The 14070-nt window shown below is 66.2% G+C and carries 13 protein-coding genes; 10 read left to right on the forward strand and 3 right to left on the reverse strand.

Annotation, left to right across the window (positions count from 1 at the left end):
- Positions 1 to 73 precede the first annotated feature (73 nt).
- From AC06DU_RS03545 to gnd, 3 genes are all read left to right on the forward strand, one after another.
- A complete protein-coding gene (locus AC06DU_RS03545) occupies positions 74 to 454 on the forward strand; it encodes a glycine zipper 2TM domain-containing protein (protein ID WP_024939674.1) in 381 nt (126 codons plus the stop codon).
- A 213-nt stretch (positions 455 to 667) separates the two neighbouring features.
- On the forward strand, positions 668 to 1960 hold the full coding sequence (locus AC06DU_RS03550) for a hypothetical protein (protein WP_478203579.1): 1293 nt from the start codon (positions 668 to 670) through the stop codon (positions 1958 to 1960).
- Positions 1961 to 1980: 20 nt separating this feature from the next.
- Positions 1981 to 2922 carry a phosphogluconate dehydrogenase (NAD(+)-dependent, decarboxylating) gene (gnd, locus tag AC06DU_RS03555; protein ID WP_104560615.1) on the forward strand — a complete coding sequence of 314 codons (942 nt, stop codon included), beginning with the start codon at positions 1981 to 1983 and terminating at the stop codon, positions 2920 to 2922.
- A 201-nt stretch (positions 2923 to 3123) separates the two neighbouring features.
- Here gnd and AC06DU_RS03560 read toward each other — a convergent pair whose 3' ends face one another.
- On the reverse strand, positions 3124 to 4191 hold the full coding sequence (locus AC06DU_RS03560) for an oxidoreductase (protein WP_184457178.1): 1068 nt from the start codon (positions 4189 to 4191) through the stop codon (positions 3124 to 3126).
- Positions 4192 to 4341: 150 nt separating this feature from the next.
- Between AC06DU_RS03560 and AC06DU_RS03565 the strand changes: the two genes are divergently transcribed.
- The 5 genes from AC06DU_RS03565 to folK all read left to right on the forward strand — a co-directional run bounded on the left by AC06DU_RS03565 (position 4342) and on the right by folK (position 9351).
- Positions 4342 to 4716, forward strand: a complete 375-nt coding sequence (locus AC06DU_RS03565) for a BON domain-containing protein (RefSeq protein WP_024939670.1) — start codon at positions 4342 to 4344, stop codon at positions 4714 to 4716.
- Positions 4717 to 5002: 286 nt separating this feature from the next.
- The gene (locus tag AC06DU_RS03570) at positions 5003 to 6814 is read left to right on the forward strand and encodes a sensor histidine kinase (protein WP_024939669.1); all 1812 of its coding nucleotides are present in this window, start codon (positions 5003 to 5005) and stop codon (positions 6812 to 6814) included.
- Positions 6811 to 7251 (forward strand): response regulator, encoded by a 441-nt coding sequence (locus AC06DU_RS03575; protein WP_016900854.1) that lies wholly within the window; start codon positions 6811 to 6813, stop codon positions 7249 to 7251. Before AC06DU_RS03570 ends, AC06DU_RS03575 begins: the two co-directional genes overlap by 4 nt.
- A 3-nt stretch (positions 7252 to 7254) precedes the next feature.
- Entirely contained in the window at positions 7255 to 8757 is a 1503-nt protein-coding gene (locus AC06DU_RS03580; protein WP_478203581.1) for a two-component system sensor histidine kinase NtrB, read from the forward strand.
- Between the two features lie 81 nt (positions 8758 to 8838).
- On the forward strand, positions 8839 to 9351 hold the full coding sequence (folK, locus tag AC06DU_RS03585) for a 2-amino-4-hydroxy-6-hydroxymethyldihydropteridine diphosphokinase (RefSeq protein ID WP_184432155.1): 513 nt from the start codon (positions 8839 to 8841) through the stop codon (positions 9349 to 9351).
- A 12-nt stretch (positions 9352 to 9363) separates the two neighbouring features.
- Here the strand turns inward: folK and AC06DU_RS03590 are convergent, their stop codons facing one another.
- On the reverse strand, positions 9364 to 10101 hold the full coding sequence (locus AC06DU_RS03590; protein WP_478203583.1) for a pteridine reductase: 738 nt from the start codon (positions 10099 to 10101) through the stop codon (positions 9364 to 9366).
- Between AC06DU_RS03590 and AC06DU_RS03595 the strand changes: the two genes are divergently transcribed.
- Both AC06DU_RS03595 and AC06DU_RS03600 read left to right on the forward strand, forming a co-directional pair.
- The gene (locus tag AC06DU_RS03595; protein WP_024939666.1) at positions 10100 to 11353 is read left to right on the forward strand and encodes a class I SAM-dependent methyltransferase; all 1254 of its coding nucleotides are present in this window, start codon (positions 10100 to 10102) and stop codon (positions 11351 to 11353) included. The two genes, AC06DU_RS03590 and AC06DU_RS03595, sit on opposite strands and share 2 nt — an antisense overlap.
- A 32-nt stretch (positions 11354 to 11385) precedes the next feature.
- Entirely contained in the window at positions 11386 to 11754 is a 369-nt protein-coding gene (locus tag AC06DU_RS03600) for a VanZ family protein (protein WP_208412966.1), read from the forward strand.
- Positions 11755 to 11978: 224 nt separating this feature from the next.
- Here the strand turns inward: AC06DU_RS03600 and AC06DU_RS03605 are convergent, their stop codons facing one another.
- Positions 11979 to 14024 carry a TonB-dependent receptor gene (locus AC06DU_RS03605; protein WP_478203585.1) on the reverse strand — a complete coding sequence of 682 codons (2046 nt, stop codon included), beginning with the start codon at positions 14022 to 14024 and terminating at the stop codon, positions 11979 to 11981.
- Between the last annotated feature and the right edge of the window lie 46 nt (positions 14025 to 14070).

Raw genomic sequence — 14070 nt, forward strand, 5'->3', positions numbered from 1 at the left:
CTTCACGTCGCGTTCTCGACCAAGTGGCGAAAGTGCAGCCATGACTCGCCAAGGGGCGAGATGGAGACAGACGATGAAGATGCGCAATTCCCTCGTGGGTATGTCCCTGATCGCGTTGATGGCAACCAGCACACTGGCGCAGGCGCAAACGCGTTCGTACCAGCAGCGTTACACCGAAGCAGATGAAGGCCGCAAGTTCGGCGATGGCACGCGCGTGCGCTGCCGCAATGTCGAAGTGCAGAAGAACTCGACCGATCCCAATCGCATCGGCGGGACAGTTGCCGGCGCGGCCATTGGTGGCCTGCTCGGCAACCAGGTTGGTGGCGGCAACGGCAAGAAGCTGGCAACCGTGGCCGGTGCAGTTGCCGGCGGCGCAGCGGGCCGCACCATCCAGGGCAACCGCCAGCAAGCCAACGGTAACCGTCAGGTCGAGCGCGTCTGCGAACGCCGCTGAACCTGATGCAGTGAATCCTACGAGCCCCGGTCCTGCCGGGGCTTTCTACGTCTGAGGATGCAGCAACTTGCTGCCGATTTACACCACCTTGTACCGATGAGTGCGTTTCAGAAGCCCCGCCCGCGGCGGTGGACGGGACTGATGCGGCCTGCGTCAGTATCAGTATTCGCGCCGCACCGACCGCGCCGCCGCCTCTCCGTGCGTCTATGCGCGATGGCGCTGCTCGGTGTGCAGCTGTTGCAGGCTGCCGCGGCCGCGCCGAGCGAGACCGCACGCAAGGCGTCCGTTGACTGTGTGGATGCCTTGCTGCAGAAGCTGGGCTGGAGCATTCGCAGCGCCGCAGTGGGTGCGCCGGTGATCCAGCGCGGCGAGCCGTGTACGCGCGGTTCGCTTGCGCAGGCGCGTGCGGCCGGCGATCTGCAACTGACGCTGCCGGCCAGCTGGAACGCGCAGCAACGCGGCGCCGCGCTCAAGGCCTTGCTGGACGACAGCGCCACCCAATGCGCATACGCGTTCGAACTCGGTGCGGCCACACGGCGTGCCACCACGCAGCTACAGGACAACCCGGGCTACCGGTTTTCGGCGCTGCAGCTGGGCTGGATCGGATTCGGCTGGCGTGGCGCGGCCTCGCAGGGCTGGAGCGGCTTTCGCAGTTTCGGGCGCGGCTATCAACCGCGCGGCAGCAATGCGCAGGCGCTGGATGCGTTCTATCGCGGCCAGGTGCGCTCCGAATGCGGAGTGGGGCGGCAGGTGGCCCAGCTGGCCACCCAGCGCGAGTTGTATGGCGATGCCGGATTCGATCAGGTGTTCACCTCGGGCGAGTTGTCGATCGGCACATTTCTGACCCTGCACGACACCGACAGCATCCTGCTGGGTGCGCATGCCGGCGAGTTCTTCGCCGACGGCAAGGCGGTCAGGACCACGCAGCTGGGGCGGCAGGCATTTGTCGGCGCGCCGGGGTTTATCGCGCATGTGTTCGACAAGTCGTTTCTGGACGACATCCACAACCAGGCCGAAAACTTCGTGGTGGTGGACGTCAGTGATGCGGCGGCGCAGGCGCTGGCGCAGCACGGCGGCTTCGCGCATTACGACGCGCGCAACCGGCAGATATGGGAGCTGGCCAGGGAGCTGCGCGGGCCGGGCAAGCGTCGCTTCGAGCGGCTGCTGTACGAGCGCGATGCCGCGTTGCGTGCCACGCTCGATCCGCAGCAGCAGGCACGCCTGCAAACGCTACAAGGCCTGCTGGATGACCCGTTCTACCAGGGCTTTCTGGTGTACGTGCATCCCAAGGGCATCAAGCCGATCGGGTACCACGTGGCGCGCCTGCTCGATCGCAATCCGCGCACGCCGTATGCCATCGACCTGACCCTGCACAATCTGCGCAGCACCTTGTACTGGCGTTGGATCGACTGGCAGCTGCAACAGTGCGGCGCCGGCACCGCGGCGGAACAATCCATTGAGAATTCCGCCACGCCAGCGTACGCCGGGCGTGGCACCCTGCACTGATCAGATCATGAGGAGCGAATATGGAACTGGGTATGGTGGGTTTGGGCCGCATGGGCGCCAACATGGCCGAGCGCCTGGTGCACGGCGGACACCGCGTGCATGGCTACGATCCGGGCGAAGCCGCGCGTAGCAGTGCACAGGCCAAGGGCATTGTCACTGCCGATGCGCTGGCCGCGCTGGTGTCCGCGCTGCCGAGCCCGCGCGTGGTGTGGTTGATGGTGCCGGCGGGCAAGATCGTCGACGACACCCTGGCGCAGCTGCTGCCGCTGTTGCAGGCCGGCGACATCGTCATCGACGGCGGCAATTCGTACTACAAGGATTCGCAACGCCGCGCCGCGCTGCTGCATGCCAGTGGGATCGCCTTTGTCGATTGCGGCACCAGCGGCGGCGTCTGGGGCCTGCAGGAAGGCTACAGCCTGATGGTCGGCGGCGACGAAGCGGCGGTGACCACGCTGCATCCGGTCCTGGCCACGCTGGCGCCGGCAGCGGACAAGGGCTGGGGCCGCGTCGGCCCGAGCGGCGCCGGCCACTTCACCAAGATGGTCCACAACGGCATCGAGTACGGAATGATGCAGGCCTATGCCGAGGGCTTTGCGCTGATGCAGCACAAGACCGACTTTGCGCTGGACCTGCACCAGGTCGCCGAGATCTGGCGCGATGGCAGCGTGGTGCGTTCGTGGTTGCTGGATCTCACCGCCGATGCGCTGGCGCACAATCCGACCATGGCCGGTATCGCACCGTTCGTGGCCGATTCGGGCGAAGGGCGCTGGACGGTGGCCGAGGCGATCGACCTGGAAGTGTCGGCGCCGATCATCACCTTGTCGCTGATGGAGCGGCTGCGCTCGCGCGACAAGGATTCGTTCACCGACAAGCTGCTGGCCGCAATGCGCAACCAGTTCGGTGGTCATGCGGTCAAGACCACCACGGAAGCCGCGCCGACGATCGGCAGCAAGGACGTCTGAGCGATGCCGATTCCTGCGCGCCTGCATGGCGCGCAGTGCAGGTCTGTTCCATCGCGTCTGTGTCTGGCGACTGCCGGCGTGCCCGCTGACTGATGGCAGTGCGCATCGATGCAGTGCCCGGGCGTGGCAGCGCAGAACGCGAGCGCGCCATTGCCGATGCCAAATGTCGGCTGGGCGCCTGCACCGGCGCCCGGCCGTGCATCAGTCGCGTGAAGCCGCGTTCGCGCCTTCCAGCCATTGCACCTGGCCCGAGGCGGCGCTGCGTTGTGCCAGCTCCAGCAGCTCCATCACCTGCACCGCGTCGGCAGTGCTGACCGGTGCCGGTCCGGCGCCCGCCAGGGCATCGCGAAACGCGGCGTAGCACTGGCGGTAGTCGCCCGGCGTGGTGTCGGGTTGATGGGTATGCACGCGGCCTTCGTCGTCGACGCGGGTCAGCGTGCCCGGAAGCGGGTCCACGCCCCAACCGGCGGTACCGGGGCGGCGCCCGGCGCGCAGCTGGTCTTCCTGGGTATCCAGCCCATGCTTGAGGTAACTGCCACGAGTGCCGTGCACGGCAAAGCGCAGGCCGCTGTCGGCCACCAGCGAGCCGGCGTGCAGGATCACGCGCAGCCGCGGGTAACGCAGGGTGACGTGGAAGTAGTCGTCGCTGCGCGCCTGGTTGCGCTGGCGCTGCAGGTCCGCGCCGATCGCCTGTGGCGTGCCGAACAGCTGCAGCGCCTGATCGAGCAGATGCGGCCCCAGGTCGTACCAGAGACCGGCGCCGGGGATATCGCTTTCGCGCCAGCGGTCGCGCACCTGCGGCCGGAAGCGGTCGAAGTGAGAATGGAATTCCACCACCTCGCCCAACTGGCCTTCGTCGATCAGCCGGCGCACGGTGAGGAAGTCCGCATCCCAGCGCCGGTTCTGGAACACGCTGACGATACGCCCGGCCGCCGCCGCAGCAGCGACCACCTCGCGCGCCTGTGCGGCGTCCAACGCAAAGGGTTTGTCCACCAGCACATGCTTGCCGGCGGCCAGGGCCTGCAACGCGAATGGTGCGTGGGTCTGGTTGGGGGTGGCCAGCACCACCGCATCCAGCGCCGGATCGGCCAATGCGGTTTCCAGATCGGCCAGCACGGCGACATCGGGGAAGTCGGCCTGCACCTGCTGCGGCTTGGACGACACCACGCTGTGCAGGGCCAGACCGGGGGTGCCGGCGATCAGCGGGGCATGGAAGGTGCGGCCGACATAGCCATAGCCGACGACGGCCAGATTGAACGGTTTAGGCATTGAAAACGGTTCATCGCAACGACGGAGGAGGCCTGCATGGTATTGCACCCACCCGTGTGCGCCGGGTTCACAACCCCTGCATCCGGCAGTCACGTATGCACGACGAGCGCCACTGCAGACTGCGGCCACATTCACAGGAGGGTACATCCGATGAAGAACATCACACATGCACGCAAGTTGCTGGCTCTGGCGCTGTCGCTCGGTCTGACGCTGGGTGCCTCGCAGGCATTCGCTGCGCCGCAGGAGCACGCCGCGCACAAGGATCACGCTGCCGACAACATGAACGAATCCAAGAAGCCGGTGACCGACACCTGGATCACCACCAAGGTGAAGGCCGATCTGCTGGCCACCGACAATGTGTCGGGCACCGACGTCAAGGTCGAGACCAAGAACGGCATCGTCACCCTGACCGGCACGGTTGCCACTAAGGCCGAGCACGACAAGGCCGTGGCAGTTGCCAAGGGCATCGAAGGCGTCAAGAGCGTCAAGTCCACCGGCCTGAAGGTCGTCGCTGCAAAGATGTAACTGCAGCGGTAGCGAATGCCGGGCCAGCCGAGGCGAGGCGGCTGAACCGAGCACAAGGCGCACTCCATGGGGTGCGCCTTTTTTGTTGCCTGCGCGCAAGACGGGCACGCCGACGGGCGGCCGGTCGCTCGCGCCATTTTCACGTTTACTGCACTTATGATATGCCCATTCAGCTATGTCGCCGTGGGAGTGATCAGGCTGAATCGTTAATCTCATCCTGAGCCTGATCGGAGACAATGCCGACTTGCCTTCGGGGCCTTGGCAGCGAGCGGATACAGACCTAGCAATGCAGACAACGGTCCAAGAAGACAGATGGGATCGCTGGCGCCTGCCATTACTGGCGGTTGCCGTGTTTCTGATTGTGGTGGTGCCGTCGCTGCTGCTGCAGCAGATGGCGCACAACGCCAACCAGGCCGCGGTGTGGGTGTCGCATAGCCAGGAGGTGCAGGAGACCGCCCAGCGCCTGGAAGCGGCGATGCGCGATACCGAATCTGCAGCCTTGATGCGCTCGCATGGCGTGCAGCGCCCGGCCCTGCTGGAGCGCATGCGGCGCGGCCGGCGCGAGTCGCTGGCGGCAGTGCAGCGGCTGATCGTGCTGACCAAGGACAACCCCGCACAGCAGGTGCGGATGGGGCGCATCCAGAGCACCATCGAGCGGCGCCTGTTGCTGGCCGAGCGGATTGCGGTGACCACCGCGCCGGAGCAGATCCGTCTGCTGATCAACGACATGACCCTGAACAACCCGATCCGCGTGCTGATCGACGAGTTGCAGGACGCCGAGGGCAAGCTGCTGGAGTTGCGCAGTGCGCGCGCCGACACCGAACGCACGCATTACGCGGTGTTGAGCTGGGGCACGCTGGTGGTGCAGTTGCTGCTGCTGGGCACGGTGACCTGGTTGCTGCAGCGGCAGATCCGTCGCCGCCTGGCCGCCGAGCAGGAATACCTGCGCGCCAACGGCCGCGCGTCGTCGGTGCTGCAGACCGTGCGCGAGCCGATCGTGCTGCTGGATTCCGGCCAGCGCATCCTGCTGCACAACCCGGCGTTTGCCGAGTTGTACGGGCTGGACGAGCGCGGCAACGAATCGATGCCGCTGGAGGACGTGGGCGATGGCGTCTGGCGCGATGCGCAGATCCATCAGCGGCTGGCCGACGTGTTGCTGCGCGGCCGCGAGTTGTGGGACTACGAACACGAGCAGCGCGCCGCCGATGGCGTGCAGCGCACCATGCTGATCAACGCGCGGCGCATGCCGCTGCCGGACACCAGCGACGAAGACGTGGTGCTGATGACGGTCAGCGACATCAGCCTGCAGAAGGCCTCGCAGCTGCGCATCCAGGAGCTCAACCGGCAGATGGAAGGCAAGGTGGAGCAGGTGTCGGAGGTCAATCGCGAGCTGGAAGCCTTCAGTTATTCGGTCTCGCACGATCTGCGCGCGCCGCTGCGCCATGTGGCCGGATTCTCCGACAAGCTGGCGCGCCACCTGGGCGATGCGGCGGACGAGAAATCGCGTCACTACATGGAAGTGATCAGCAGCTCGGCGCGGCGCATGGCGTCATTGATCGACGATCTGCTGGTGTACTCGCGCCTGGGCCGCAGCGCGCTGCGGTTGCAGGCGGTGGACATGCAGTCGCTGGTGTCGGAAACCCGCGCGATCCTGGATTCCAACGTGCAGAGCGAGAACACCGGCCACCGTGTGGACTGGCATATCGCGCCGTTGCCGGTGCTGGTGGCCGACGAGAACATGATGCGCCAGCTGTGGATGAACCTGCTCGGCAACGCGGTGAAATACAGTACCAAGCGCGAGGTGGCCAGGATCGAGGTCACCTATACGCCGATGGCCGACGGCGGCCACCAGTTCAGCGTGCGCGACAATGGCGCCGGCTTCGACATGGAATACAGCGCCAAGTTGTTCGGCGTGTTCCAGCGCCTGCACAAGGCCAGCGAATATCCCGGGACCGGTATCGGCCTGGCCAGCGTGCGGCGTGTGCTGACGCGTCACGGCGGCCGGGTCTGGGCCGAAGGCGCGGTCGACGAAGGCGCCACGTTCTATTTTGTGCTTCCTCCTGCGCTTGAAGCGCCCAACCAAGAGTTCAATGTATGACCGCCATCCGTACCATTCTTCTGGCAGAAGACAGCCCGGCCGATGCGGAAATGGCCGTCGACGCGCTGCGCGAGGCCCGCCTGGCCAATCCCATCGTGCACGTCGAGGACGGCGTGGAGACCATGGACTATCTGTTGCGTCGGGGCATCTTCGCCGATCGCGAGGAAGGCTTGCCGGCGGTGTTGCTGCTGGACATCAAGATGCCGCGCCTGGACGGGCTGGAAGTGCTCAAGCAGATCCGCAGCGAGGAGTCGCTCAAGCGCCTGCCGGTGGTGATCCTGTCGTCCTCGCGCGAGGAGAGCGATCTTGCCCGCAGCTGGGACCTGGGCGTGAATGCCTACGTGGTCAAGCCGGTGGACGTGGATCAGTTCTTCAACGCAGTCAAGACGCTCGGCACCTTCTGGGCGGTCATCAATCAGGCACCGGAGCTGGACTGACCCATGCTGCAAGAGGGGGGCAAACTGGAGCAGCTGAAGATCCTTCTGGTGGAAGATTCACCGGAAGACGCCGAGCTGTTGTCCGATCAGCTGCTCGATGCTGGGCTGGATGCGGCGTTCGAGCGGGTGGACAGCGAGCCGTCGTTGCGTGCCGCACTGGATGAATTCCAGCCGGACATCGTGCTGTCGGACCTGAGCATGCCCGGTTTTTCCGGCCATCAGGCGCTGCGCCTGGTGCGCCAGAGCGGCGCCACGCCCTTCATTTTCGTCTCCGGCACCATGGGCGAGGAGACCGCGGTCAAGGCGCTGCAGGACGGCGCCAACGACTACATCATCAAGCACAACCCGACCCGTCTGCCGAGCGCGGTGATCCGCGCGATCCGCGAGGCGCGCGCCGACCTGGAACGCCAGCGCGTGGAGAGCGAGCTGATGCGCGCGCAGCGGCTGGAAAGCCTGGCAATGCTGGCGGCCGGGTTGAGCCACGACCTGCGCAACATCCTGCAGCCGTTGCTGATCGTGCCCGACCTGCTGGCCGGACGCACCGACGATCCGCAGCTGCGCCAGCTGGCCAACGTGGTGGCCGAGTGCGGCCGGCGCGGGCACGAGATGGCCGAGTCGATGCTCTCGTTCGTGCGTGGCTCCAACAAGCCGCGCGAGCAGGTGTCGATCGCCAGCCTGTTCCAGGCGGTGCAGATGTTGCTCAAGAGCAGCCTGCCCGACGGCGTGCGCCTGCAGATGGACACGATCCCGCTGGATCTGACCATCGAGGCCAACTACACCGAGTTGCAGCAATGCCTGCTCAACCTGGGCCTGAATGCGATCCAGGCGATGCCGGGCGGCGGGATACTGACCCTGTCGGCCGATCGCCACGACGGCACGCGCGTGCGCATGAGCGTGGCCGACACCGGCGTGGGCATGAGCGAGGACACCCGCGCACGCCTGTTCAGTCCGTTCTTCACCACCAAGGCCGATGGCACCGGCCTGGGGCTGATTTCCTGCAAGCGCATCGTCGAAAGCTACGGCGGCAGCATCGTGGTCGACAGCCGCCTGGGCGAGGGCACGCGGTTCGACATGATCGTGCCGATGCGTGCGGCCGCAGTGACGATTGCCGACACCGAGCCGCCGCTGGCGTTGGGGCATGGGCAGCGCATCCTGCTGGTGGATGGCGAGGCCACGCGTCTGTCGCTGCTGGGCAATGCCTTGTCCAGCCAGGGCTATCAACCGCAGCTGGCCACCGATGGCGCGGCGGCGCTGCAACTGGTGCAGCAGCACGCGATGCCGGACCTGGTGATCATCGACAGCGACATCATCCAGCTCTCGGCGGTGAGCGTGTTGTTGAGCATGCAGGAGCTGGGCTACCACGGCCCGGCGATCGTGCTCGAGGATGTCGGCGCGCCGCTGCAACGTTCGCATTTTCCGCCGGACATCCCGGTGCATGTGCTGCGCAAACCGCTGGAAATGCGCCGGGTGTTCCGCGCGGTGGCGCATGCGCTGGAAGCGGCCTGAGGCCAGGGTCTGGCGCGCAGGCTCAGATGCGGCACGATTGCAACAGTTGACGCCCACGCTGGCCGCATGCGCGAATAACGCATGACCACCGTGCTTCTCAGCCTCGGCAGCAACGTCCAGCCGACCCACTACCTGCGCCTGGCCGTCGACGCCTTGCGCGCACGCTTCGGCCAGCTTGCCGTCTCGCCGGCGTACCGCACGCCGGCGGTGGGCTTCGACGGGCCGGACTTCGTCAACAACGCCGTGGCGCTGGACACGGACATGGAGCTGGCTGCGCTGGATCATTGGCTGCATGCGCTGGAAGATGCGCACGGCCGCGATCGCAGCGGCCCGCGTTTCAGCGACCGCACCCTGGACGTGGATGTGGTGTTCTTCGGCGATTGCATCATCGAAGGCCCCGGTCATCTGCGCATCCCGCGGCCCGAGCTCAAGCATGCCTTCGTATTGAAGCCGCTGGCCGATATCGCACCCGACTTTGTCGACCCGCTGAGCGGGCAGACCCTGGCCGCGCTGTGGCAGGCGCATCCGCAGCACGGCATCGCGTTCACGACGGTGGCGCTGGATGCGGCCCCGGCGCTGGACGTGGCGCGCTAGCGCCGTTGCAGCTCAACTGAGCTGGCGGCCACCGTCCACATGCAGGGTGTGGCCGGTGACGAAGCCGGCGTCGTCCAGCAGCCAGCGCACCGCCTCGGCGATTTCCTCCGGCGTGCCGATGCGGGCCAGCGGCGTGCGTGCGAGCAGCGCCTGCCTGGCCGCTGCGGATTTGCCTTGCTCCGGCCACAGGATCGCGCCGGGCGCGACCGCGTTGACGCGTACCTCCGGTGCCAGCTCCAGCGCGAGCGAGCGGGTCAGCATTTCCAGCGCACTCTTGGACGCGCCGTACAGCGGGTGATTGCGCATCGGCTGCTGCGCGTGCAGGTCGGTGATGTTGACGATGGCACCGCGATGCTGGCGCAGCTGCGCGGCGGCAGCCTGGGCGATGAAGAACGGTGCGCGTGCATTGACTGCGAACAACTCGTCCCATTGCGCGGCTGTCGCTGCGCCGAGCGCGGTGGGGTAGAACGCGGAGGCATTGTTGACCACGCCATCCAGGCGGCCGAACGCGGCGATGCAGTCGGCGACCAGCTGCGCCGGTGCCTCCGGCAGGCGCAGATCCGCGTGCAAGGCCTGTGCACTACCGGCGCGCAGGGCGTACAGCTCCGCTACACGCGCGCCGAGCGCCTCGCCGGAGCGGTGCGCATGCAGGGCGACGCGGTAGCCGGCCGCATGCAGTGTGGTGGCGATCTGCGCGCCGATCCGGCGACCTGCACCGGTGATCAACACCACCTTGGAACTGTCTGTCATGGCGTACTCGCTCGGCGTTGCAAAGGGCTCGGCTATCCTGTGCATTGTCCCCGCAACCGGTGCCCGCATGCACGCCGACCTTCCTACTCCCGATCCGGACGCCCTGGCGCATAGCGACCGGCTGGCCGCGCATCTGCGCGCCGAGATCGCCGCCGCCGGTGGTGCGATTCCGTTCTCGCGTTTCATGGAGCTGGCGTTGTACGCGCCGGGTCTGGGCTATTACAGCGCCGGCTCCAGCAAGTTCGGCGAGGCTGGCGATTTCGTCACCGCACCGGAGCTGGGGCCGTTGTTCGCGGCTACCGTGTCCGGGGCGCTGGCACCGGTGCTGCAGCAGCTCGGGCCGCAGGCGCGCGTGCTGGAAGTGGGCGGCGGCAGCGGTGCATTTGCCGAAGTCACGCTCAAGCGTCTGCTTGAGCTGGATGCGCTGCCGGAGCGTTACGCGATCCTGGAGCCCAGTGCCGACCTGCGCGAGCGTCAGCGCGAGCGGTTGGGACGCAGCCTGATCCCGCCGGTGTTCGATCTGGTGGAGTGGCTGGACGGGCCGTTCCCGGACGATTGGGACGGGGTGCTGTTCGCCAACGAAGTGATCGACGCATTGCCCACGCCGCGCTTCACGCTGCGCGACGGCGAGGTCTATGAAGAAACCGTGGTGCTGGATGCGCAGCAGCAATTCGCGCGCGGCGAGCAGCCGGCCGATGCCTTGCTGGGCGCGGCAGTGCGGCATCTCGAACGTTATCTGGAGCAGCCCTTCGCCGATGGTTATCGCTCCGAGCTGCTGCCGCAGTTGCCCTACTGGATCCAGGCGGTGGCTGGCGGTCTGAAGCGCGGCGCGATGTTGTTCGTCGACTACGGTTACCCGCGTGGCGAGTTCTATCGTGCGCAGCGCGAAGACGGCACCCTGCGCGCGTTCTATCGCCATCGTATGCATGAGGATTTGTATCGCTGGCCGGGCCTGCAGGATCTGACTGCGTCGGTGGACTTCACCGCGTTGGCCGAGGCCGGCACCGGAGCCGGTTTCGAGTTGGCCGGTTACTGCACGCAGGCGAGTTTTCTGCTCGGCAATGGCCTGGATGCGTTGTTGGCGCAGGCCGACACGCGCACCGACGAAGTAGGGCGCATGCGGCTGCGCGAGCAGATCAAGCGGCTGACCTTGCCCAGCGAAATGGGCGAGCGCTTCCAGGTGATGGGTTTTGCGCGCGACGTCGATTTTGCGCCGGCATTTCTGGCGGGCGATCTCACGTGGCGGCTGTGACGCAGACGCTGCGCCCGTTTCATCGGCCGCGGTTGTGGGTGGGGTTGTGGATCGCTGCGATCGTGGTGGTGATCGCGGTCTGCCTGGGGCCGCCGCCGGAGATTCCGGAGCTGCCGGATAACAGCGACAAGGCCGAGCACTTTTTGACCTTCGCGCTGTTGTGCTGGGGCGCGGTGCAGTTGTTTGCCACGCGCCGCGCGCAGGTTGGTGCGGCCATCGGTCTGGTGGCTTTAGGCGTTGGCATCGAGATCGCGCAAGGCGCACTGACCACCAACCGAAGCGCCGACCCATACGATGCGCTGGCCGACACGCTGGGCATTGCTGCAGGCCTGTGCCTGGCGTGGACGCCGTTGTGTCTTGTGATGTTGCGGATCGACCAGCGCCTGTTCGCGCGGGGTTGAGTTGCGTGCGCGCATGCGTGTACGAATGCGCGTGTGCGCCAGGCACTGCCGTTATCGAGCGGTGTACTTGCGATGGCGCATTGACGCATCGGCAGCGGGTAGCGGGATGTCGTGGCAGCTGCCTGCAGTGTGTGGAGTCCCGGATCCGGCGCATGGCTGCATCGGGTAGCAGCCACGCGTACATCATCGGATGAGACGTCGATCGCAGCCTGTGGATGCGCGGGTTACAGCTTCATGTTCAGGCCAAGATAGAGCTGGCGCCCTGCCGCTGGCGAAAACATCGGCTGCGCCTGCGTCCAGAAGAAGCTGTCGTACCACACGTAGGCATACTCGCGGCCGGTGGCATTGCGGACCTGCAGATCCACGCTCCAGGCGGGATTGATGGTGTATCTGGCGGTGAGATCCAGGGTGGCGAAGCCGCCGTATTTGCCGGCCAGGTTGCGCTCCTCCAGGTAGTAGTCGCCTTGCGCGCGGCCCTGCATTCCCAAGCGCAGCGCAGCGGTCGGGCGGTACTCGACACCGACGTTGCTGATGTAACGCGGCGTTGCGGCCACTTCGCGGCCGACCAGCGACACGCTGGCATCGCGGTCGTCGCGTTCGATCTTTGCCTCCTGGTACGCGTGCGATGCCCATAGCGTCCACCTGTCGCCCAGCTGCGCATTGATCTGCGCATCCACCCCACGCCTGCGTGTCTTGCCCAGGGTGACGGTGGTGCCGGTGGCGGGCATGTTGGAGACTTCGTTGGCCGCATCCTGTTGCCACACCGCAATGCGCGCCTGGCCGCCCTGGAACGGGCTGAATTTCATGCCCAGCTCCACGCCGGTATTGGTGGACGGGCGGACGTCCGCCTGCCCGGCGGTGAGGTAAGCCGGCGCCGTGGACCCGGTCAGCACCTGGAAGCTGCGGCCCCAGTTGGCATAGACGTTGGTGGTCGGGGTGAAGGCGTAGACCAGGCTCAGTTTGGGCTGCTCGATGGTGCCGTAGCGCTGCAGCGGCGCGCGAACGCCGCCGGGCAGTTGGGTGTCGCCGTCGAAGCGGTCCACACGGTAGGCCGGCACGATCTTCAGCGCCTCGGTCGGCTGATAGATCGCCTGCACGTAGGCGCCCCAGTTGTCGAAGGTATGGCGGTCGTCGTTCTGGATGCGTGCCGGCGTGGCATTGAAATTAGTGGGCTCGGCGTAGCTGAAGCGCTCGCGTCGGTAGGCGTTGTCCTGATGCTCGTAGTTGATGCCGCCTTCCAGGGTGAGCGTGTCGCTGCTGCGCCAGGTCAGCGTGTTGAGCATGCCGACCTGGGTCTCGTCCCAGATGCGGCGCTGGCGTGGCGCATTGCCGGTGGGCAGGTCGCTGAAGGTCACCCGGCGGTCGTCGTGATAGCGGTTGGAGTAAAGCTTGGTGCCGAAAAACAGCCCGTCTGCCAGCTTTAGATCCAGATGGACGCCGAACTGGCGCATGTCGCGGTCGTCGCCGTCGTTGCGGTTGCGCAGGTCCGAACTGCGACGGTCTGCCTGCATTTCCGCTGCGGTCATGAAGCCGGGTTCGTCGGCGTGGTTGTGATAGACGCGTGCGGTCAGGCCGATGCGCATGCCGTCGTCGAGGTTGCCGTAGAACCATTTGCCGCCCAACGAATACTTGCTGGAGGTGTCGTGGTCGCGGTAGCCATCGGAGGCCTGCACGCCGACGAAATAGTTCTGCGCAAACCCGTCGCGTTCGCGCCCCACGGCCAGCTGCGCATCGCGGGTGTTGAAGCTGCCGTAGGTCAGGCGCGCGTCGGTGTAACTGCCGCCCTGGCGCGTGCCGAAATTGATGTTGCCGCCGATATTGTGCAGGCCGTAGCGCGGATCATTGGTGCCGCGCACCACTTCGATGTAATTGATTTCCAGCGGGAACAGCATGTCGATGAAGCGCTGGTTGCCACTGTTGACGTTGCTGGGGATGCCGTCGATCAGCGTCTTGATCGCATTGAGGTAACCCTCGCCGTTGAAGGCGCGAAAGCTGACCTTGCCCGATTCGGCGCCTTGCCGGGTTTCGGTGAGCTGGATGCCGGGCATCTGCCCGAGCAGCTCCCAGCTATAGGACACGTTCTTGTCCTCGATCTGATCGGCCCCCAGCACGTCCACCGAGGTCAGTACCTGATGCGCGGTGAGTTGGCCTTCGCCATGCTGGTGGACATCGACCTTGCCGAGCGTCAGCGCCGAATCGGACGACTGTGCGCGTGCCTCAGGGAGCAGCAGAACGGCGCCGACGGCCGCCGCGAGAATGTGGATCTTCATGGATCGGACAGCACCAATACGAAGTGGGAAACCGAATATGGCATCT

Source organism: Xanthomonas sp. NCPPB 3200 (genome assembly GCF_056393585.1).